Genomic DNA, 20,563 nt, shown 5'->3' with positions numbered 1-20,563 from the left:
TTTGCTTATAAAGCAAACAAATATGATTGAACAAATCCTACAGCTCAAAAACCGCTTTCCAAATGGCAGTCACATTAGTGATGTCTTGTAAAAACTGCTCGCGTTCAACTAACTTTCCTTGCTGATCTAAGCTGAGTACGTGGTAACACGAACGGTAGTCAATATACGCTTTAATTAACTGCTGCTTTTGCTCTTTTGTAATACAGCCTATTTTAGCAGCATCAGTAAGTATTCTTACATTATCTGAAAATACGCTTAGTTGCTCGCTATCGTGTGCATTTTTAAGAACAAGGTATTGCGTAATAAATTCAATGTCGGCCATGCCACCAGCATCTTGTTTTAGGTCAAATAACTGCGTGTTACCTTTTGCAAGGTGGCCACGCATTTTCTCTCGCATTTTAATGACATCATCTTTTAACACAGGCGTTTCACGCGCTTGGCAAAGTATATTTTTACGTATTTGCGAAAAGCGTGCTTCTAACTCATTTTGACCTAAAATAATACGAGCACGAACCAGCGCTTGGTGCTCCCATGTCCACGCTTGTGTTTGTTGATAGTGATTAAAGCTCTCTAAATTGATAGCAAGTAAACCCGAAGCACCCTCTGGGCGAAGACGTGTATCTAACTCGTATAAAATACCCGACGCCGTTCGCGTATTAAATAAGTGCATTAAACGTTGGGCCAGTTTTAAATAAAACTGCCGAGAATCAATCGCTTTATCGCCATTGGTTTGACTCGAGCCATCGTGATTGTGAACAAACACAAGATCTAAATCTGAGTCGTAGCCCACTTCAAAACCACCCGTTTTACCATAGGCAATAACGGCAAAACCCTTGTGTTCATTGTCAGTGTTTGGCGGCATGCCAAAACGCTTTACCGTGTTATGCCATGCAATGTTTACAGCCTGCTCGACTATGGCTTCTGCCAATGCGGTTAAGTGATCGCTTACTTTCATAACATCCAAAACGCCAGTGGCGTCTGCGGCTGCTATCCGTAATTGATGAGTTTGTTTAAACTGCCTTAACGACTCCATTTGTAGCTCTAAATCGTCGTGCTCTATGCGTAAAAAATATTGACGTATTTCGTCTTTATAAGCGCTAAGTGGTGTTGGTTTATAAAGCACGGCAGGGTCAATTAATTCATCAAGTAAAATTGGGTAACGAGAAATATGCTCGCCAATCCACTTACTATGACAACACAAAGAAACTAACTGCTTTAACGTGCCTGGGTTTTCATATAGCAATTCTAAGTAGGCAGTACGCGAAATAATTTTATTAAGAATTTGGCACACAGTACCAAATACTATGGCACTGGCATTAAAGTCGCTTAGCTGTTTAAGCATGGCTGGCATGAGTTTATCAAGAATCTCACGCCCTCGATTTCCAACTTTTACTTTAGACAAACGTAATTTAAAGTCTTGCAGTGGCTCTTGCCATTCGTCTTTAGGTTCATTTAAAAAACTGACATCACAATGATCCCACGCACTTATAAATGCACCTTCACACGTGTCTAGTGGCTCTGTTTCTTCCCCTATTACCTGAATAAACTCATTGTGCACCTGCGCCATTACCTGCTCAATTTCATTTACTGACGCTGCAAAGTCTGATTGTGCTAATAGGTAATTTAATCGTTGTTGGTTTATTTCATCATCAGGCAAAGTTTGCGTTTGCTGGTCGTCGAATATTTGCAGGTATTGCTCTACTTTTCGTAAATAAAGATAATTACTTTTCAGCTCTTTTGCTTCGTCGTTATCAATAACTTGGTTTAGTGCTAACTGGTTTAACGCATTAAGTAATGATTGCGTCTGTAAATTAGCCTCTCGCCCGCCGCGTACCATTTGTAGTGCTTGAACAATAAATTCAACTTCTCGTATTCCGCCAGCCCCCAGTTTTATATTATTGGTTAAACGTTTACGGCGAACTTCTTGTGCAATCATGAGTTTCATTTTACGAAGCGATTCAATAACTGAAAAATCAATATACCGCCGGTATACGAAAGGTTTAAGCAATTGATTAAATTCATCCCAATAGTGATTGGGCCTACCAATTAAACGACTTTTAAGCATGGCGTAACGCTCCCAATCACGCCCTTGCTCTTGGTAATAATCTTCAATAGCGTTAAAACTCATGACCAATGGGCCACTTTCACCAAATGGCCTAAGGCGCATATCAACCCTAAATACCTGCCCATCCCCTGTTGTTTGGTTAAGTGCTGCTATTAGCTTTTGAGCCACTTTTGTGTAAAACACCTGCGCCTCAATACTTTTTCGCCCGCCTTGAGTTTTAACACTACGAGGGTATGCAAATATAAGGTCGATATCTGAAGAATAGTTAAGTTCTTTACCACCTAACTTGCCCATACCAAGTACCATTAAAGGCAAAGATTGCCCTTGCTCATCTATAGGCTCACCATTAAGTGTGGCCACTTGCGCATGGGCCCACTCGTTAGCGCTTTGAATTAACTTATCAGCGAGCTGGCTAATATACTCAATGCTATCTGCAATTGGGTTTTCACAACATAAATCTAAAAAAGCAACTTTAAGCCAGTATTTTTCACGATATTTGCGAAGTATTTGATGACACTGTGCTTCGTTTATATCTGCCAGTGTTAAGTTTTCGAAGGGGGAAGGTATGTCTCTACTTTTAATTTCGTCTTCACATAGTAACCCGCTTTTTAAATCAGGCTGAGACTGAATACAGCGCCAAGCAAAGTCGCTTAACGCTAATAACCTTACAACTTCGCTTTCTATAGGATGCTGCGGGTACAGCTGCTCATAGCGCTTTAACCCAAGTTTTTGTAATTGAATAGGAAGTTGTATTGCGTTACTCATCAATCCTCTCTTTTATATCATCAGTAACCGTACTAGAATGATTAAAACCTTAAAGGTTAACTCTAATTAGGACAACCATGTCATATTTATCTTTATCTAACACTAGTTTTGTTGCGATTACTATTAGTTTTGCTGTTATTTGCTTAACTATTTTTTCATTAAGAATAATAACTCAAATTAAATTAAAACAAGCGCTTAAAGATGAATTAGCCCAGCATGATAACTTTGCCATGGGGATCAATTTTGCTTCAGAGATTTCGGTTGTTATTGCAACCATTGCCTTTTTATTTGATGAAATAAGTGTAAGTACCGCACAATCTAATCCACTTAAAGTAGCAATATTAGTATTGCTGTTGTTTTCATTTATAAAAGTGGGACATTTGATTCACCGAAAGTGGATTTTGCATCGCTTTAACGAAGAAGCGGCTATTTTAAAACAAAATGTATGCGCCGCCTTAGTAGACTCTGGCATGCTAATAGCTAATTTCATTATGACCTTAGGCCTTTACACATGGACCCACACTCAAGGCTTCAGTAACTTATTAATCGCGTTAGTCAGCTTTTTTTTACTGCAAGGTATGTTTGCACTTGATAGTAAAATACGCGAACACCGTTTTGCAAAAGCCAATCAAGGCGCTTCGCTACAAAGTAATTTTAATTTAGAAAATACCTCTATTGGTATTCGCTATGCTGGTAAATCAATTGGTTTATCGCTTGCCTCGTATGCAGGCTTGTCGAGTGCTACGTTTCAAAACGGTAAAATGGTTGAAAACCTGTTTACACTGGTAATGCATTGCGGTGTAATGTGGATACTGTTATATGCGTTAACATTTATTGTAAAAAAAATATCACTACCCAATATTGATGCGGCACTTGAAGTTGATCATCAAGACAACATAGGTATTGCTTGTATTGAATTTGCTGTTTTTTGTGCAATAGGCTATTTACTAATTAGCATGTTCTCTATTTAACTTTAAACATTTTTCGCTTGGGCTTACACAAAACTTGCTTACATAACACTTTGCTTAATTGCACTGGGACATTATGCCATTTGAAGTTACTAACTATCTATTAATCGATATAGATAACGAATTTAGCAGAGCGTTTGCTGGTCACTATTTTAATAGTGCAAAGCGAGATGCCCCAAGTACCTTAGTCATTGCAGGTGCTAATACTCGCCAGTTAGTTAAAATGATGTTTGATGAACTCATTAAAGATTATTGTTATTGCGATTTTGAAAACGAAATTAGCGTTTCTGAGCTTGCCAGTTATTTGCATGAACATCACGACATTAAAGGTGTATTGTTTAATCAAACCGATTATTTACTGGCTGATGAAAAACAACGTTTTATTTATAACTCACTGCATGAAAAACGTTTTTTAGTCACTCAAGATGAAAGTGGTTTTGCTTTTAGCCCTGTAAAAGAGGAAGGCTTTTCAAACCACCTATCTTGTCATACCGACATAGCCGATACATCAGTCGATATTATTGAGTTAACAGAGTTACTTAATAAACAATAAATAATTGCACCTAGCTCGCAGCTTACTTACCATAGCGGTATATAACTTTATCGCCAACTTATAAGTGAAATCACATGCGAGTTCCTCATATTTACCAAGCGTCTTCTATTACACTAAACACTCCCGTGTCACTCGATGACGATGCAGCTGGCCACATAGGCAGAGTACTTCGCATGAAAGTAGGCGAACATGTGTCTATTTTTAATGGCGAAGGTGGTGAATACCTAAGTGAAATTATAGAAGTGAGTAAAAAAAATGTAGTGGTTATGCCACAGCAGTTTAATCCTCACGACGTAGAATCACCATTAAAAATTCACTTAGGCCAATGCGTATCGCGTGGTGATAAAATGGATTTTACAATTCAAAAGTCCGTTGAGTTAGGTATTACCGAAATCACCCCTATTTTTAGTCAGCGCTGTGGCGTGAAGCTCATTGGCGACCGCCTTGATAAAAAGCATCAACAATGGCAAAAAATAGCGATTGCGGCAGCCGAGCAGTCGGGGCGTAATTATGTACCGGTTGTTCACCCCCCTATAGACATAAAACAGTGGCTTGAGCAATCAACTAACGCGATAAAGCTCACGCTTCATCCTCGCGCAGAACACAGCATTAAAACCATTACTGTACCTAAAGATGGCGTTCGGTTTTTAGTCGGCCCAGAAGGCGGCTTTACTGACGAAGAAATGGCACAAACTAAACAACAAGAATTTGTTGATATTCGTTTAGGGCCACGTGTTTTACGAACTGAAACCGCCGCTTTAACGGTCTTAAGTGCATTACAACTACAATTTGGTGATTTAGCTAATTGAAATAGCTAAAAACACCCTCATATCAAAGCTATTAGTAAACTCTAGTAGTAATTACACATAGATTAAGGCACAGCGCATGGCAATTAAATTAGGTATTATTTCAGATCCTATTAGTGGGTTTAACATCAAAAAAGACACCGGCTTTGCAATGATGATGCAGGCGCAAGAGCGTGGCTACGAAATTTACTATATGGAGATGGATGATTTATCACTTCGTAAAGGTAAGTCTTATGCCACCGCTGCCAAAGCGCGTGTATTTAACAACGAAGAAAAATGGTACGAACTAGAAGAAAAAACCACCATTGCCCTTGCCGATCTTGATGTAATTTTAATGCGCAAAGATCCGCCGTTTGACACTGAATACATTTACGCAACGTATCTTTTAGAGCGCGCTGAAGATGAAGGCACGTTAATTATTAATAAACCACAAAGCTTGCGTGATGCTAACGAAAAGCTGTTTACTGCATGGTTTAGCGAACACACGCCAGATACCTTAGTTACGCGCAGCCAAAAACAAATTCGTGAATTTTTAGCTGAGCATAAAGACATTATTTTAAAGCCACTTGATGGTATGGGCGGCGCATCTATTTTTCGTGTAAAAGAAGATGATGCAAACATAGGTGTTATTTGCGAAACTCTGACCGAACACGGCAGCCGTTATGCCATGGTACAAAATTATGTTCCTGCCATTACACAAGGCGATAAACGCGTTCTTGTGGTTGACGGTGAAGTCATTCCCTACTGCTTAGCGCGGATTCCACAAAACGGTGAAACTCGCGGAAATCTAGCCGCAGGCGGTCGTGGTGAAGCTCGCCCATTGAGCGAGTCAGATATGAGAATTGCACAGGCCGTTGCGCCCACTCTTAAAGAAAAAGGCCTTGTATTTGTTGGCCTTGATATTATTGGCGACAAGCTAACCGAAATTAATGTAACAGCACCTACGTGTGTGCGTGAAATTGAAGCAGCGTATGATATATCAATCACAGGTATTCTTTTTGATGCTATTGAGAGAAAATTAGCTAAATAGTCTAGCCTCAGGTTAAATAAGTTAAAGTGACTGAACACAATGCGTTTAACGTTTAAATATTAATGCAGCACTTGCTGTATTAATATTTTAATAAAATCAGTTAACTTATTTAGTTATAAAATACAGGGTTGTGCCATACTCAAAATTCATTAACTGAAAGGGTGAAATCTATGCAGTCATTAGAAAATCATTTTTTAATCGCCATGCCGTCAATGCAAGACCCTTTTTTTAAACGTGCTGTTACGTATATTTGCGAGCACAATGAAGATGGGGCTATGGGATTGGTGATAAACCAACCCATCAACGTAACCGTTGGTGAGCTACTTGATAAAATAGAAATCGATAACGACAAAACCCAGCAAGCAGCTAAAGTAGCTGTGTTTGCAGGTGGTCCAGTTAAAACAGATAGAGGTTTTGTGCTTCACTCCCCTAAGCTCGGGTATACCTCAAGCCAAAAGCTCAGTAGTGATATTATGATCACCACCTCTAAAGACGTGCTAGCAAGTTTAACGACAGCACATGCCCCTGAGCAGTTTATTATCACCTTAGGGTATGCAGGTTGGGAACAAGGCCAATTAGAACAAGAACTGCTTGATAACAGCTGGCTAATTATAGAAGCGGATCCGGCCATTATTTTTAACACGCCCGCTGAAAAACGATGGGAAAAAGCCGTTTCAATGCTTGGCTTTGATATAGGCCAACTCAGCCCTGAAGCCGGGCATGCGTAAATATTCCCTTTCTAAATTAAGTTCATAATATAAATTCACTTGGAAATAGATACGCTATTACAAGTGAATTTTTTTATGTAAACCTTTAACATAACGGCTTGAAAAGCAGCCTAAGTAAAACATTATCAATGACAAAAAGAACATTTAAGCCACAAGGCGAGCGCACCGTAATGGGATTTGATTTTGGCACTAAAAGTATTGGTATTGCCGTAGGGCAAGAACTCACTGGCAGCGCATCAAGCCTTAAAGCCGTAAAAGCGCAAGATGGTATTCCAAACTGGGATCATATCGCAGTACAAGTAAACGAATGGCAGCCAGATTTAATGGTGGTCGGTTTACCGCTTAATATGGATGGCACTTCACAAGAGGTGACATTCAAAGCTAAAAAGTTTGCTAACAGGTTACATAATCACTATGGAATTCCTGTGCAAACACAAGATGAGCGCCTAACAACTGCTGACGCAAAAGCCCGTTTATTTGAGCAAGGCGGTTATAAAAATTTAGGTAAAGGAAATGTAGATAATATGTCTGCGGTAATTATTTTAGAAAGTTTTTTTGAATCATTTTACGGTGAGTAACGCTGTAATTAGGTGTGTCAAATATTAAAAAAGCGCGGCTGGAAAGTCGCGCTTTTTTAATAACAATAACTGATTAGTTATCGTCATCCCCCATTCCATCTATGGTTACACCTTGTAAAAAGCCCGCACCTTGTTGTTCGTTATTACGCAGTTTAATCATCAAGCGTAAGTCATTTGGTGAGTCGGCGTGATGCAATGCGTCTGCATAGTTGATACGTTGCTGCCTGTATAACTCAAAAAGGGCTTGGTCGAAGGTTTGCATGCCCATATCGTTAGATTTAGCCATAGCCTCTTTAATGCCGCCAATATCGCCGTTTTTAATCAGCTCTGCCACCATAGGTGAATTAAGTAATATCTCTATTGCGGCAACGCGTCCTTCGCCATCTGAGGTAGGTATTAATTGTTGAGCAACAATGGCACGTAAGTTAAGGGCTAGATCGTACTTTAGCTTGTCATGCTTTTCTTTTGGTACCAAATGCATAATACGGTCAATAGCTTGGTTGGCATTGTTGGCATGCAGTGTAGCCACACATAAATGCCCTGTTTCAGCAAAGCTTAATGCGTATTCCATGGTTTCTTGCGAGCGTATCTCACCAATTAAAATAACATCAGGAGCTTGACGTAATGAGCTTTTAAGCGCCGACTCAAAACTATCTGTATCGAGCCCTACTTCGCGTTGAGTAATAATACTTTTACGGTGCTCATGAACAAACTCAATAGGATCTTCAATTGTTAAAATATGACCCCGTTGATTTCGGTTTCTGTAGCCAATCAAGGCTGCTAATGAGGTCGACTTACCGGTTCCTGTTCCACCAACAAACAAAACTAAACCGCGCTTAGCCATAATGACGTCGGTGAGTGTCGAGGGTAGGCCCAAATCGCTGACATCGGGGATCTGTGTCACAATTCGGCGAATAACCATACCTGCTCTATCGCGCTGCCAAAACGCAGAAATACGAAAACGCCCTTCGTCGGTTGCAATAGCAAAGTTACATTCTTTAGTAGCATGAAACTCCGCTTTTTGCTTTTCGCTCATCGCAGACTCAACCAACTGCAAAGACTCTTCGTCAGTGAGTTTGTCGTCGCCCAAAGGAATTAATTCACCGTTTATTTTTGCACTAACAGGTAAACGGCTAGATACAAATAAATCAGAGCCTTTTTTCTCAATCATAGTGATTAAGTAACGGTTTAAAGATAAAGTCATTCTAATTCCTTAACCACCAAATTGTGTTTTGTCTTGCGCTTTAGCTTGCGCTGCGGTGTTGGTCACAATGCCTCTGTTAACTAAGTTTGTTAAACATTGATCCATTGTTTGCATACCAATTGATGCCCCCGTTTGAATAGACGAGTACATTTGTGCAATTTTGTCTTCACGAATTAAGTTACGTATGGCGGGTACACCAATCATAATTTCATGAGCAGCCACTCGCCCACCGCCAATTTTTTTAAGGAGTGTTTGTGAAATAACCGCACGCAATGACTCTGACAACATAGAGCGTACCATTGCTTTTTCCTCACCAGGGAATACATCAATAATACGGTCAATGGTTTTGGGCGCTGAGGTTGTATGCAACGTACCAAACACTAAATGACCGGTTTCAGCAGCGGTCATCGCTAGGCGAATAGTTTCTAAATCACGCAGCTCACCCACTAATATAACATCGGGGTATTCACGCAGCGCACTACGTAGTGCGTTTGAAAAACTGTGTGTATCACGATGTACTTCACGTTGGTTAACTAAGCTTAACTTGTTATCGTGAACAAATTCGATTGGATCTTCAATCGTTAAAATATGGTGATGCTTATTTTGATTTATGTAATCAACCATGGCCGCAAGTGTTGTTGATTTACCCGACCCTGTTGGCCCGGTAACAAGGACTAACCCACGCGGGTTGTCTGATATTGTTTTAAAAATATCTGGCGCGCCTAAATCATCAAGTGTTAATACTTCACTCGGTATAGTACGAAATACTGCCGCAGGACCGCGGTTTGAATTAAAGGCATTAACACGAAAGCGAGCAAGATTAGGAACCTCAAACGAAAAATCCACCTCAAGGTTTTGTTCGTAATCTTTGCGCTGAGTATCGTTCATAATATCGTAAACTAAACTGTTTACGTCTTTATCTGTAAGGGCTGGTATATTAATGCGGCGAACATCACCATCTACGCGTATCATAGGTGAAACACCCGACGATAAATGTAAATCGGATGCATTGTGTTGCACACTAAACGCTAATAATTCGGTAATATCCATTTATGACTCCACAACTGGCTGATAATTATATGGTTACAATAGCAGAACGACTCACTTGCGCCTACGCAAGAATTTCAAACGCGGCAAAAAACACGCACAGAAGCAAAAATGAAATAACCTTACTGGCGGTGTCTAAAACCAAACCTAGCGACGATATCGTTGCTGCCTACAATTATGGCCAACGCCAGTTTGGTGAGTCTTATGTTCAAGAAGCTGTAGATAAAATAGCTCAACTGCACACATATAGCGATATCATTTGGCATTTCATTGGCCCTATCCAGTCAAATAAAAGTGCTTTAGTGGCAGAAAATTTTGATTGGGTACAAAGCGTTGATCGAATCAAAATAGCCAAGCGCCTCAACGCTCAGCGCCCAACCAGTAAACCACCACTTAATGTACTTATTCAGGTAAATATTAGCGCCGAGGAGGCTAAATCAGGTTGTCATCCCAATGACATCGCAAATCTTGCTGAATTTATTAGCCAATGTGATCAGTTAAGATTACGTGGTTTGATGGCTATTCCTGCAAAAAGTGACGATCCAACGACACAAACTCAATATTTTGAGCAATTACAAACTTGCTTTGATAAACTAAAGGCCCAATATCCACAGTTAGACACTCTATCTATGGGTATGAGTAATGACGTTGAAGCCGCAATTAGTGCAGGCTCAACTATGGTGAGGATCGGAACAGACATTTTTGGAACACGAACTTAAAAGGTAAAAACAGATTTATGTCAGATAAAAAAATCGCATTTATAGGCACAGGTAACATGAGCTACGCTATTATTGGTGGCATGGTAAAAAACGGCTTTGACGCAAACAACATCATTGCGACTAACCGCAACCAAGAAAAGCTTGCAAAGGTAGCAGCCGATTTCAAGGTGCAAACCACCAGTGACAATAACGAAGCCCTACGCGATGCTGATGTAATTGTTTTGTCTGTAAAGCCACAAATGATGGGCGATTTATGTAAATCGTTTCAAGAGTCTGGCATCGATTTCAGTAATAAACTATTTATCTCAGTAGCTGCTGGTTTAACAGTAAGCCGCTTGCGCGAAATGTTAGGGCAAGATGTAAAAATTGTACGCTGCATGCCTAATACACCGTCTTTATTAGGGCGTGGCGTGTCTGGCTTATTTGGCGCTGGCGAAACGCAACAAGAACATGAATTTGTTCAACAAGTTTTTGAGTGCACAGGTATTGTGGTGTGGGTCGAACAAGAAGCGCAAATTAACGACATCATTGCAGTCACAGGTTCATCACCAGCTTACTTTTTCTTATTTATGGAAGCCATTGAAGAAAAAGCAAAAGCGCTTGGCTTTAATGATGAAGATGCTCGTCGTTTAGTACAACAAACAGCACTTGGCGCTGCCGAAATGGCGTTAAGCCAACCAGAAATTAGCATTTCTCAGCTACGCGCAAACGTAACATCTAAAGGCGGTACTACACATGCCGCAGTTGAGCATTTAAAAGACGAAGGCTTAACTAAAACCGTTGGCGATGCGATGGATGCGTGTATTGCTCGAGCGATGCAAATGGAAAAAGAACTTTAAAACTACTTTACTATTAAAGGTTACACTATGAATGCCATGCAATTTTTGATCAGTACTCTGTTTGATTTGTTTTTAATGGTGGTACTACTGCGTTTTTGGCTACAGTGGGCAAAAGCCGATTTTTACAACCCAATGAGCCAGTTTGTGGTTAAAGCAACGTCGTTTGCAGTCAACCCTTTACGTAAAATTATACCCGGGTTAGGTGGGCTTGATTTAGCCTCACTATTGCTGGCATTTATTGTAGCTATTGCCAAAATTAGTACTTTAATGTTGGTAATTTACGGCGCATGGGCTGCGCAACCCGTGTTTATTCAAGCTCTAATTACCGTAATAAAAGAAGGCTTAAACTTAGTATTTTGGGTATTAATTATCCGCGCAATTCTCAGCTGGGTAAGCCAAGGCTACAACCCTATTGAAGCGGTTTTCCACCAGCTCACTGAGCCAATGCTCAAGCCACTTCGTAAAATTATTCCACCAATGGGTGGGTTAGATTTATCAGTACTTGTATTAATTATTGGTATTCAGTTTTTGCAAATGCTGTTAATGGACTTTTTAGCTTAAGCCTTTGTTTTAAGTAAAAGAGGTCTTATGGCCTCTTTTTTATATTTTTGGAGTGAACAATGAATCGGTTAATTAAATTTTGTTTTATTGCTTGTTTAACATTCGCATTTAACGCACACAGCGAACAAACATTGGGCGGACAATATAAAGAACTTGGCCCGTGGCAAGTACATTACATTGCTTTTCCATCAACCTTTATTCAGCCACAAATTGCCAAAGCTTACGGGCTTGAGCGCAGTGGCTATAAAGGGATTGTTAATATTTCTGTGTTAAAAAACAATACAGGCAATACAGGCAATACAGCTCAAAAGGCCGAGTTATCTGGCACAGCCAGAAACCTACTTGGCAACAAACAAACGCTTAACTTTAAAGAAGTAATTGAAGGCGAGTCGATTTATTACCTTGCCCAAGTCGATTTTACAAACGAAGAAATACTGCGCTTTGAAATTGAAATACAGCAAAGCAATCAATTTCAAACACTGCAATTTCAGCAAAAATTTTACGTAGATAAATAATATTATGAACAAAACTTTAGTCCTTGCCACGGGCAACCCTGGCAAAGTAAGTGAGCTGGCCAACATGTTAAGCCCACTTAATATTAATGTAGTTCCACAAAGTGATTTTAACGTTAGTGAAGTAGCCGAAACCGGTACTACCTTTGTTGAAAATGCTATTATTAAAGCCCGTCATGCAGCTAAAATTACGGGTATGCCAGCCATAGCTGATGATTCCGGCTTAGAGGTTGATGGTTTAAATGGTGCACCGGGGGTTTACTCTTCTCGCTTTGCTGGTGAGAGCGCAAGCGATCAAGACAACATAGATAAATTACTTAATGATTTAGGTAATAACCCGAATCGTAAAGCGCGTTTTTGGTGTGTATTAGTATTAATGCGCCACGCTGATGACCCTACCCCGCTTATTTGCAGCGCAAGCTGGGAAGGCGAAATTACACAAACCCAACATGGCGAAGGCGGGTTTGGTTACGACCCGGTATTTTTTGTTGAAGAGCTAAACTGTACCAGCGCCGAGTTAACCAAAGATCAAAAAAATGCTGTGAGCCATCGCGGTCAAGCACTACAGGCTTTGCTAAATGAGCTACAACTAAAAGGCGGCCTGTGACTCTTCCTCCTCTAAGTTTATATGTACACGTACCTTGGTGCGTGCAAAAATGTCCTTATTGCGACTTTAATAGCCACGGGCAAAAAGGCGACATACCAGAAGCCGAATATGTTCAGCATTTAATAGACGATTTAAAAGCCGACTTACACTTAGTTCAAGGGCGAAAAATTCACAGTATATTTATTGGTGGCGGTACCCCAAGTTTATTGACCGGTGATGCTTACACACGCCTACTAAGCGAAGTCGATAACCTTATAGGTCTTGCCGATAATTGTGAAATAACCCTCGAAGCAAACCCAGGCACAGTAGAAACGGGCCGATTTAAAGAGTATGTGAAAGCAGGTATAAACCGCATTTCAATTGGCATACAAAGCCTGCAAAGCGACAAGTTAAAAGCGCTTGGCCGCATTCATGGTGCTAACGAAGCGACCTATGCAGCAGAGCAAGCCAAAGAGGCTGGTTTAAATAGCTTTAATCTTGATTTAATGCACGGCTTACCAGGGCAAACCCTAGACGATGCATTAAGTGATTTAAAGCAAATTATTGCGCTCGATCCCCCACATATTTCGTGGTACCAACTCACTATTGAACCTAATACTCAGTTTGCATCTAAACCGCCAACACTGCCCCAAGATGAAACTCTGTGGGATATTCAAGAGCAAGGCCAAGCCTTACTTGCAAAGGCAGGTTATATACAATACGAAATTTCAGGGTATGCAAAACCGGGCTATCAATGCCAACATAACTTAAATTATTGGCGGTTTGGCGATTATCTAGGGATTGGCTGTGGTGCTCATGGTAAGGTCACCAATGCAAAAACTGGCATAATCACCCGAACTGAAAAGGTCAAACATCCCCGTGGCTACATGGATATGGTAAAACCTTATTTGTACAAAAGTTGGCACGTTGAGCAAGACGATTTGGCCTTTGAGTTTTTTATGAATCGCTTTCGCCTTGTCGAACCATGCCCGATTGAAGACTACAGTGCGCTGACTAATCAGCCATTGCAAAGCCAACAAGCAGCTTTAAATAAAGCCATAAACACCGGTTTATTAATAGAAAAAGACGGTCACTGGCAAGTGAGCCTTAAAGGGCATCGCTTTTTAAATGACCTGCTAGAATTGTTCGTATAATGCATTGGGCGTTATACGTCATGTAAAGCGAATACATGAAAAATTAAAATACCCTAATGGGTTTCTAACAACAAAAGGGAAAACAATGCGTAAACTTACCTTTATTGCAGCAGCTGTGAGTGTTGCACTCCTTGCTGGTTGCCAACAAGCACCACAACAATCTGTAACCACTCCAATTGTACAAGCGCAACCTGTACAAAGCGAAATTGACAAAGCCAATGCGTTTTTTGAAGATACCTTTAACCGTGATGTGATGAGCAGCCCGGTTTACCAAACTTACATGGGTATTAAAAAAGATTACGATAAATGGGATGACGGCAGCGAAGAGCAAAAACTCAAAGACCTCGCTGAAACTAAAGCCGACTTAGTTGCCCTAAACGCGATTAACCGCGACCTGCTAGACGATGCAACTAAAGTAAGCTACGACTTAAAAAAACAAGACCTAGAAAGCTCAATTGCTGACTTTAAATGGCGTTACCACAACTACCCGGTAAACCAAATGTTTGGTACACACTCTATGGTGCCTGCATTTTTAATAAACCAACATTCAATTAGTAATGTTAAAGAAGCAAAAGATTACATTTCGCGTTTAAATGGGGTGCCTACGGTATTTGACCAATTAGTAACTGACTTAGAAACACGAGCAAACAAAGGCATTATTGCACCTAAGTTTGTGTTTCCACATGTTATTGATTCAAGCAAAAACATTATTCAAGGTGCACCATTTGAAAAAGGTGACGATTCAACACTTTTAGCAGACTTTAAACGCAAAGTAACGGCACTTGAAATCAGCCAAGACGAAAAAGATGCACTTATTAACGAGGCAACTGACGCGTTAAAATCAGCAGTTAAACCAGCTTACTCAAAGCTTATTAACTACCTAGCACAACTTGAAAAACGTGCTGACGACCGTGATGGTGCTTGGAAATTACCTGAAGGTAATACCTTTTACAATAATGCACTTAAACGCACAACCACCACTGATTTAACGGCAAAAGAAATTCATGCAATTGGCCTATCAGAAGTAAGCCGTATACATGACGAAATGCGTGAGATTAAAGATAAAGTAGGCTTTAAGGGCGATTTAAAAGCGTTTATGCAGTTTATGAAAACTGATAAGCAATTTTACTACCCAAATACAGCAGAGGGTAAACAACGCTACCTTGACGAAGCAACAGCTATGATCGACACAATGAAAGTGCGTCTTGATGAGCTATTTATTGTGAAGCCAAAAGCCGACCTTAAAGTAAAAGCAGTTGAAGCTTTCCGTGAAAAAGCGGCGGGTAAAGCATTTTACCAACAGCCTGCGCCAGATGGTTCACGCCCAGGTATTTACTACGCAAACCTTTATGACATGGAAGCGATGCCAACGTACCAAATGGAAGCTCTGGCTTACCATGAGGGTATTCCGGGTCACCACATGCAAATAGCTATTTCGCAAGAACTAGAAGGTGTGCCTAAGTTCCGTAAGTTTGGCGGCTACACAGCCTACATTGAAGGTTGGGGTTTATACTCTGAGCTTGTACCTAAAGAAATGGGTATGTACTCAGACCCATACTCAGACTTTGGTCGTCTTTCTATGGAATTATGGCGCGCGTGCCGCTTAGTGGTTGATACCGGTATTCACGCAATGAAGTGGACTCGCCAAGAAGGGATTGATTACTACGTGAATAATACCCCTAATGCCACTTCTGACGGCGTTAAAATGGTTGAACGTCACATTGTAATGCCTTCGCAAGCAACGGCTTACAAAGTAGGTATGTTGAAAATTTTAGAACTACGTGAAGACGCTAAAAAGCAACTTGGCGACAAGTTTGATATTCGTCAATTCCACGATGTAGTGCTAAAAAATGGCCCAGTACCACTTAACGTACTAGAAAACTTTGTAAATGAATGGGTAGCAAGCAAAAAAGCTTAATCCCAATTTATAAAGCTAACTAAAAGGTCGCTTATGCGACCTTTTTTGTATTTTGTACCATTTGGCAATAATAGGTTAAGCTAAACAAAAAGGTATTTAAAAGGCGCAAAAATTATGGAGTTATGCATACAGTTACTTAACGCACGTATTTCAAAGCATCAATTAAATGAACTTGATAATGACTTTAAGCAGTTAAACCAAGCACAACAAACATTACAGCTTAATCATCTATACGAAAGCGCTTTGCGCATGAGTATTAAGTACGATTTTATGCAAAATGTAGCAACACGTATTTTAACAAGCAATACCCCACCTGCACCTTTTATCAATCAGTTAACAACCACAGATGCCTTGACGTTTTTTACTCCGGCGCTTAGAGAAAATAAGGGCTTCTTGGCACAAGATACCCAAGGCAATAATGTGTTACACACTGTATTTAAACACGCTAACGCCCAAAAGCTGGCGTTTAATTATGTGCGCTCATTAATGTTATTTGAATCTAACGATGACTTAGTAAAAGCACTTGCTCAACCCAATGCTCATGGCCTAACACCTGTTGCGTGTTACATTGCGTACGCAAATAAACCAAGCACGCCGGTAAAGCATGAATTTTCGGCACTGTTAGCCTTGATGGAAATAGAACAAAAACAGAACCCAACAGCTAAACAGCAGTTGGCAAATATATTAAAAGGAACAGATCTTAACGAAACCAGTATTTTACTTAGTGCTGCTTACCTGCAACGTTCAACCGCGCAAGTTGCACATTTAGTTAAAGCGGTTTAGGTCGTGAAAACCTTGATAGATTAAGCGTTGGCCAATCGAGTAACTATTTTACCAAGGTACGAGATTTGTAACCTAATGAGTTACATAAATACTAAACACACCGCTATAAATTTAACCTAAAAAAATAAATAGATCCTAGTCGTTTAAGTAGTATTCAACAGTGGTTACTACTCTTACGTTTTTTATTTGTGGTGTATTTGAATCGCGATTAGTAATACTAAACTGCCCTTGGCGAGCTGTTTTTATTTTTCCTAGTTTTGAATTGGAATCCCTAGCAAACTTGTTAGCTACTTCGCGGGCTTTTTCAGTTGCTTGTTGAACCATGGCCGGTTTCACATCGTTTAGCCCTGTAAAAATATACTCAACACGTGTTTCGTAACTATCTTGTACTATGGCAATATTTTGTTTAGCTAATTGGCTTACTTTGCTCAGCGCATTTTGCACCTTGTCTACAGCGCTAGAATAAACGGTCATATTTGAACGAACAATGTACCTAAATTGCTGGTTTTCATTGCCGTACTCGCGCGCCTGCTTATCAACAATAGATTGGCTACCAAGTGATATTTCAGTGTCATCAAAACCATGCAGTTTTAAAAATGCGATCACGGCAGCGTTTTTTTTCTCAACCCTATTCACCAACTTTTCAAGGTCGTTGTCTGCATCGCTAAATTGCAAAGGCCATATAACAGTATCGGCAATCACCTCTTGCTCTGCTAATCCTTTAACTTGTACTGTACGCTCCATTTCTTTTACATTTAGTGCTGCACTTTTTAAAATAAACCCTAAGCTAATTAAGCCTAGGCTTAAAAAAATAGCCGCCAGCACAGTGTGAAAACCAGGTGTTTTAATCACAGTAAACTCCTTGATTGATATCAATAATACGTATCTATAAACTCGAAATAACCTGTTAAACAGGGTACATTGAGACAATGTATAACGCAAAATTTAAAAGCTAAGGAAACGCAATGAGCCTAAAGCGAATTAGTCAGTTTTTTAACCCAAGCTCAGTGGCCGTGATAGGTGCGTCAAATAACGCCTCTCGTGCCGGTTTTGTCGTTATGCGTAATTTGTTACAAGGCGGTTTTAAAGGACCAATCATGCCTGTAACGCCAAGCTATAGCGCTGTTCATGGCGTACTTGCATACCCGTGTATTAATGATCTACCTAAAGTGCCTGATCTTGCCGTTATTTGTACCAATAAAAATACCCTGTTCGACATTATTAGCCAACTAGGCGAGCTGGGCTGTAAAAGCGCTATTATTATTGCCGATGGCTTAACGAACGATCAAAAAAGTGCGCTAAAAGCATGCGCCCATAAACACAACGTTACTTTATTAGGCCCTAATAGCTTAGGGCTATTAATTCCCCACATTGGGTTAAATGCCAGCTTTTCTCATACAGTGGCAAGCCCAGGTAAAATTGCCTTTGTGTCGCAATCTGCAGCAGTTTGTTCCACTATTTTAGATTGGGCTAAAAATAAAGATATTGGCTTTTCGTACTTTGTTTCTGTGGGAGGGTGTTTAGATATTGATTTTGATGAGCTGCTCGACTTTTTAGGGCGTGATTCAAAAACTAAAGCTATTTTACTTTATATTGATAACATTGAAGACATCCGTGGCTTTATTTCGGCCGCAAGAGCGGCTGCATTTAGTAAACCTGTTATTGCTATAAAAACTGGAAAGACAAATGCTGGCGCTCTTGCGGCAGAGATCCATTCCGGTGGAAAACAAAGCTCTGATGCCGTATACGATGCATTATTTCAACGTGCGGGTATGCTGCGCGTTAACGACCTACGAGAGCTATTTGCTGCAACACAAACGCTCGCCATGCACCCAAAATTATTGCAAGTTGAACAGCTCACTATTTTAACAAATGGAGGAGGCCCGGGTGTTATGGCGGTTGATGAGCTAATTCAACGATCTGGGAAATTAGCAGCGCTTAGTAGTGAAACACGCAGTGCGCTTAATCACGTTATTCCCCGCTCGGAAGCAACCTCCAACCCGATTGATATTTTTGGTGACTCGGCACCAGCGCGTTACAAACAAGCATTAGAAATATTATTGCATGCAAAAGAAGTAAAAAACTTATTGATAATACACACCCCATCGGCACTGGCTCCAAGTGAAGACTATGCCAATGTAATTGTTCAAGCGCTGCAAGCGTTGCCCAAAATGGCTCGCCCTTATGTGTTTACCAACTTTATGGGTGAAGATGCTTCATTTGCAGCCAGAAAAATATGCGCTAATAATGCAATTCCTACTTATCGAACACCTGAAGGCGCTGTCGGTGCGTTTATGCACTTGGTATCGTATCGTCGAAACCAAAAACATTTAACGCAAACGCCAGAGTCGAACACCGACGATGCAAAAATAAACAAAGCTGCTGCCACAAGGTTAATAACTGAATATTTAGATGAAGAACAAACCTATCTACCCACTCACAATGCAAGCCAAGTACTAAGCCACTATGGTGTTGAATGTATTGAAACTAAAGTGGCGTACACACCCACTGAGGCAAAAGAGCAAGCAATAGAGCTTGGTTTTCCCGTTGCGCTTAAGCTTATAAGCCCAAGTATTGCTTCTAAGTCTGAAGTCGGCGGCGTGGTTTTAAATCTAAACGATGCCAATGAAGTTGAGCAAACCGCATTTGCGATGCTTATTCGAATTAAAAACACTTATCCAGATGCCACTATTGATGGGTTTTCACTCCAAAAAATGGCACCGCGTGCAGGTGCAAACGAGCTGCGGATTGCAATTAAAACAGAGCCTAATTTTGGCCCCGTTATTTTACTTGGTGAGGCAGGTACAGGACTTGAGTACGCTCAAGCGGCAGTAGCTCTCCCTCCCCTTAATATGAACTTGGCTAAATATTTAATTGCTGCCGCACATGATAAAGGCGTATTAAAGGATCGCATTTTACCTGAAAAGGTCGACAAATATCGTTTATGTGCGTTGCTCACGCGTATTTCACAGCTCGTTGTGGATCAACCCGACATTAGCGCAATGGAACTTAACCCAATACTTGCAAGTAACGGGCAATTTTTAGTACTTGATGCCACCATAACGCTAAATCGATACCAGTCAAAAAGTAACCGTAAACGGTTATGTATTCGCCCCTACCCTATAGATCTTGTAGAAATAGTAACGCTAAAAAATAATACTCAGGCAACGCTTAGGCCAATAAAACCTGAAGATGAGCAAGCCCATAAGGCATTTGATCAATCACTCAATAAAGAAGATCGTTACAAACGCTTTTTTGGCGAGTTACCTCAATTTAACCACGATCAACTCGCTAAAATGACTCAAATTGATTACGACCGAGAAATGGCGTTTATTGTTTGCCAACGCTTAGAGGGAAAAACACGCACCTTAGGGGTTTCGCGTGTGATTATGGATCCCGACAACGTGCATGCTGAGTTTGCTATTGTGGTTCGTTCTGACTGCCAGGGCTTAGGGCTAGGTCGAATTTTAATGAATGCTGCAATTAACCATTGTAAACGCCAGGGCGTTGAGTGGATTGAAGGTATAACACTACCAGAAAACACAGGTATGATTGAACTTGCCCGCAAGTTGGGCTTTAAAGTAAGCCGCGATTTTGAAGAAGGCAGCATTAACATGGTGCTCAACACAAAATAAACTCAGCCCAATAACTTACGTTATGTTCAGAGCGCCTAAAACCAGTAAGGCGCTATAATATTGCTTTAACAACTTAACGTGCACTGTGCTTAAAAGGACTAATAACACTATT

Annotated in this window: 19 protein-coding genes; 15 read left to right on the top strand and 4 right to left on the bottom strand. The window is 40.5% G+C overall.

Translation table 11 applies throughout. The features are described from left to right. Positions 1-37: 37 nt before the first annotated feature. Positions 38-2,830: a bifunctional [glutamate--ammonia ligase]-adenylyl-L-tyrosine phosphorylase/[glutamate--ammonia-ligase] adenylyltransferase gene (gene glnE / locus R0J88_RS09515; RefSeq protein WP_410899766.1), complete on the bottom strand. Its 2,793-nt coding sequence runs from the start codon at positions 2,828-2,830 to the stop codon at positions 38-40. Positions 2,831-2,907: 77 nt separating this feature from the next. Here glnE and R0J88_RS09510 point away from each other — a divergent pair, with 77 nt between their 5' ends. The 6 genes from R0J88_RS09510 (at position 2,908) to ruvX (ending at position 7,493) form a co-directional block, all read left to right on the top strand. Next, on the top strand, positions 2,908-3,801 hold the full coding sequence (locus tag R0J88_RS09510; protein WP_410899765.1) for a hypothetical protein: 894 nt from the start codon (positions 2,908-2,910) through the stop codon (positions 3,799-3,801). Positions 3,802-3,874: 73 nt separating this feature from the next. Then, a complete protein-coding gene (locus tag R0J88_RS09505; protein WP_410899764.1) occupies positions 3,875-4,351 on the top strand; it encodes a hypothetical protein in 477 nt (158 codons plus the stop codon). Between the two features lie 74 nt (positions 4,352-4,425). Further along, entirely contained in the window at positions 4,426-5,160 is a 735-nt protein-coding gene (gene rsmE / locus R0J88_RS09500) for a 16S rRNA (uracil(1498)-N(3))-methyltransferase (protein WP_008132394.1), read from the top strand. Between the two features lie 76 nt (positions 5,161-5,236). Beyond that, positions 5,237-6,187: a glutathione synthase gene (gshB, locus tag R0J88_RS09495; protein WP_008132396.1), complete on the top strand. Its 951-nt coding sequence runs from the start codon at positions 5,237-5,239 to the stop codon at positions 6,185-6,187. 170 nt (positions 6,188-6,357) lie between these two features. Continuing rightward, complete coding sequence (locus R0J88_RS09490) at positions 6,358-6,915, top strand: YqgE/AlgH family protein (protein ID WP_008132397.1); 558 nt, start codon at positions 6,358-6,360, stop codon at positions 6,913-6,915. Between the two features lie 128 nt (positions 6,916-7,043). Beyond that, the gene (gene ruvX / locus R0J88_RS09485; RefSeq protein ID WP_006793189.1) at positions 7,044-7,493 is read left to right on the top strand and encodes a Holliday junction resolvase RuvX; all 450 of its coding nucleotides are present in this window, start codon (positions 7,044-7,046) and stop codon (positions 7,491-7,493) included. A gap of 73 nt (positions 7,494-7,566) precedes the next feature. On the opposite strand, the gene R0J88_RS09480 is transcribed toward ruvX, so the two are convergent. After that, positions 7,567-8,697, bottom strand: a complete 1,131-nt coding sequence (locus R0J88_RS09480) for a PilT/PilU family type 4a pilus ATPase (protein WP_008132400.1) — start codon at positions 8,695-8,697, stop codon at positions 7,567-7,569. A gap of 9 nt (positions 8,698-8,706) precedes the next feature. Next, entirely contained in the window at positions 8,707-9,747 is a 1,041-nt protein-coding gene (locus R0J88_RS09475; RefSeq protein WP_410899763.1) for a type IV pilus twitching motility protein PilT, read from the bottom strand. Positions 9,748-9,749: 2 nt separating this feature from the next. Here R0J88_RS09475 and R0J88_RS09470 point away from each other — a divergent pair, with 2 nt between their 5' ends. From R0J88_RS09470 to R0J88_RS09435, 8 genes are all read left to right on the top strand, one after another. Continuing rightward, positions 9,750-10,463, top strand: coding sequence for a YggS family pyridoxal phosphate-dependent enzyme (locus R0J88_RS09470; protein WP_410899762.1), 714 nt, complete (start codon positions 9,750-9,752; stop codon positions 10,461-10,463). 17 nt (positions 10,464-10,480) lie between these two features. Continuing rightward, a complete protein-coding gene (gene proC, locus R0J88_RS09465; RefSeq protein WP_006793193.1) occupies positions 10,481-11,302 on the top strand; it encodes a pyrroline-5-carboxylate reductase in 822 nt (273 codons plus the stop codon). Positions 11,303-11,329: 27 nt separating this feature from the next. Continuing rightward, on the top strand, positions 11,330-11,863 hold the full coding sequence (locus R0J88_RS09460; protein WP_006793194.1) for a YggT family protein: 534 nt from the start codon (positions 11,330-11,332) through the stop codon (positions 11,861-11,863). Positions 11,864-11,922: 59 nt separating this feature from the next. Next, the gene (locus R0J88_RS09455) at positions 11,923-12,378 is read left to right on the top strand and encodes a DUF4426 domain-containing protein (RefSeq protein WP_410899761.1); all 456 of its coding nucleotides are present in this window, start codon (positions 11,923-11,925) and stop codon (positions 12,376-12,378) included. Between the two features lie 4 nt (positions 12,379-12,382). Then, positions 12,383-12,982, top strand: a complete 600-nt coding sequence (locus R0J88_RS09450) for an XTP/dITP diphosphatase (protein WP_410899760.1) — start codon at positions 12,383-12,385, stop codon at positions 12,980-12,982. Then, positions 12,979-14,115 carry a radical SAM family heme chaperone HemW gene (gene hemW / locus R0J88_RS09445; RefSeq protein ID WP_276753871.1) on the top strand — a complete coding sequence of 379 codons (1,137 nt, stop codon included), beginning with the start codon at positions 12,979-12,981 and terminating at the stop codon, positions 14,113-14,115. The genes R0J88_RS09450 and hemW overlap by 4 nt, the downstream gene beginning before the upstream one ends. 85 nt (positions 14,116-14,200) lie before the next feature. Continuing rightward, positions 14,201-16,033 (top strand): DUF885 domain-containing protein, encoded by a 1,833-nt coding sequence (locus R0J88_RS09440; RefSeq protein ID WP_058433145.1) that lies wholly within the window; start codon positions 14,201-14,203, stop codon positions 16,031-16,033. Positions 16,034-16,147: 114 nt separating this feature from the next. Further along, positions 16,148-16,816 carry a hypothetical protein gene (locus R0J88_RS09435; protein ID WP_410899759.1) on the top strand — a complete coding sequence of 223 codons (669 nt, stop codon included), beginning with the start codon at positions 16,148-16,150 and terminating at the stop codon, positions 16,814-16,816. Between the two features lie 135 nt (positions 16,817-16,951). Here R0J88_RS09435 and R0J88_RS09430 read toward each other — a convergent pair whose 3' ends face one another. Further along, positions 16,952-17,668: an SIMPL domain-containing protein gene (locus tag R0J88_RS09430; protein WP_006793200.1), complete on the bottom strand. Its 717-nt coding sequence runs from the start codon at positions 17,666-17,668 to the stop codon at positions 16,952-16,954. A gap of 113 nt (positions 17,669-17,781) precedes the next feature. Here R0J88_RS09430 and R0J88_RS09425 point away from each other — a divergent pair, with 113 nt between their 5' ends. Then, positions 17,782-20,451, top strand: coding sequence for a bifunctional acetate--CoA ligase family protein/GNAT family N-acetyltransferase (locus R0J88_RS09425; protein ID WP_410899758.1), 2,670 nt, complete (start codon positions 17,782-17,784; stop codon positions 20,449-20,451). Positions 20,452-20,563: the final 112 nt, after the last annotated feature.

The sequence above is a fragment of the Pseudoalteromonas sp. SIMBA_162 genome, from assembly GCF_046535955.1.
Lineage (GTDB): Bacteria > Pseudomonadota > Gammaproteobacteria > Enterobacterales > Alteromonadaceae > Pseudoalteromonas > Pseudoalteromonas marina.
This window is presented reverse-complemented; position numbering and strand designations above follow the sequence as displayed.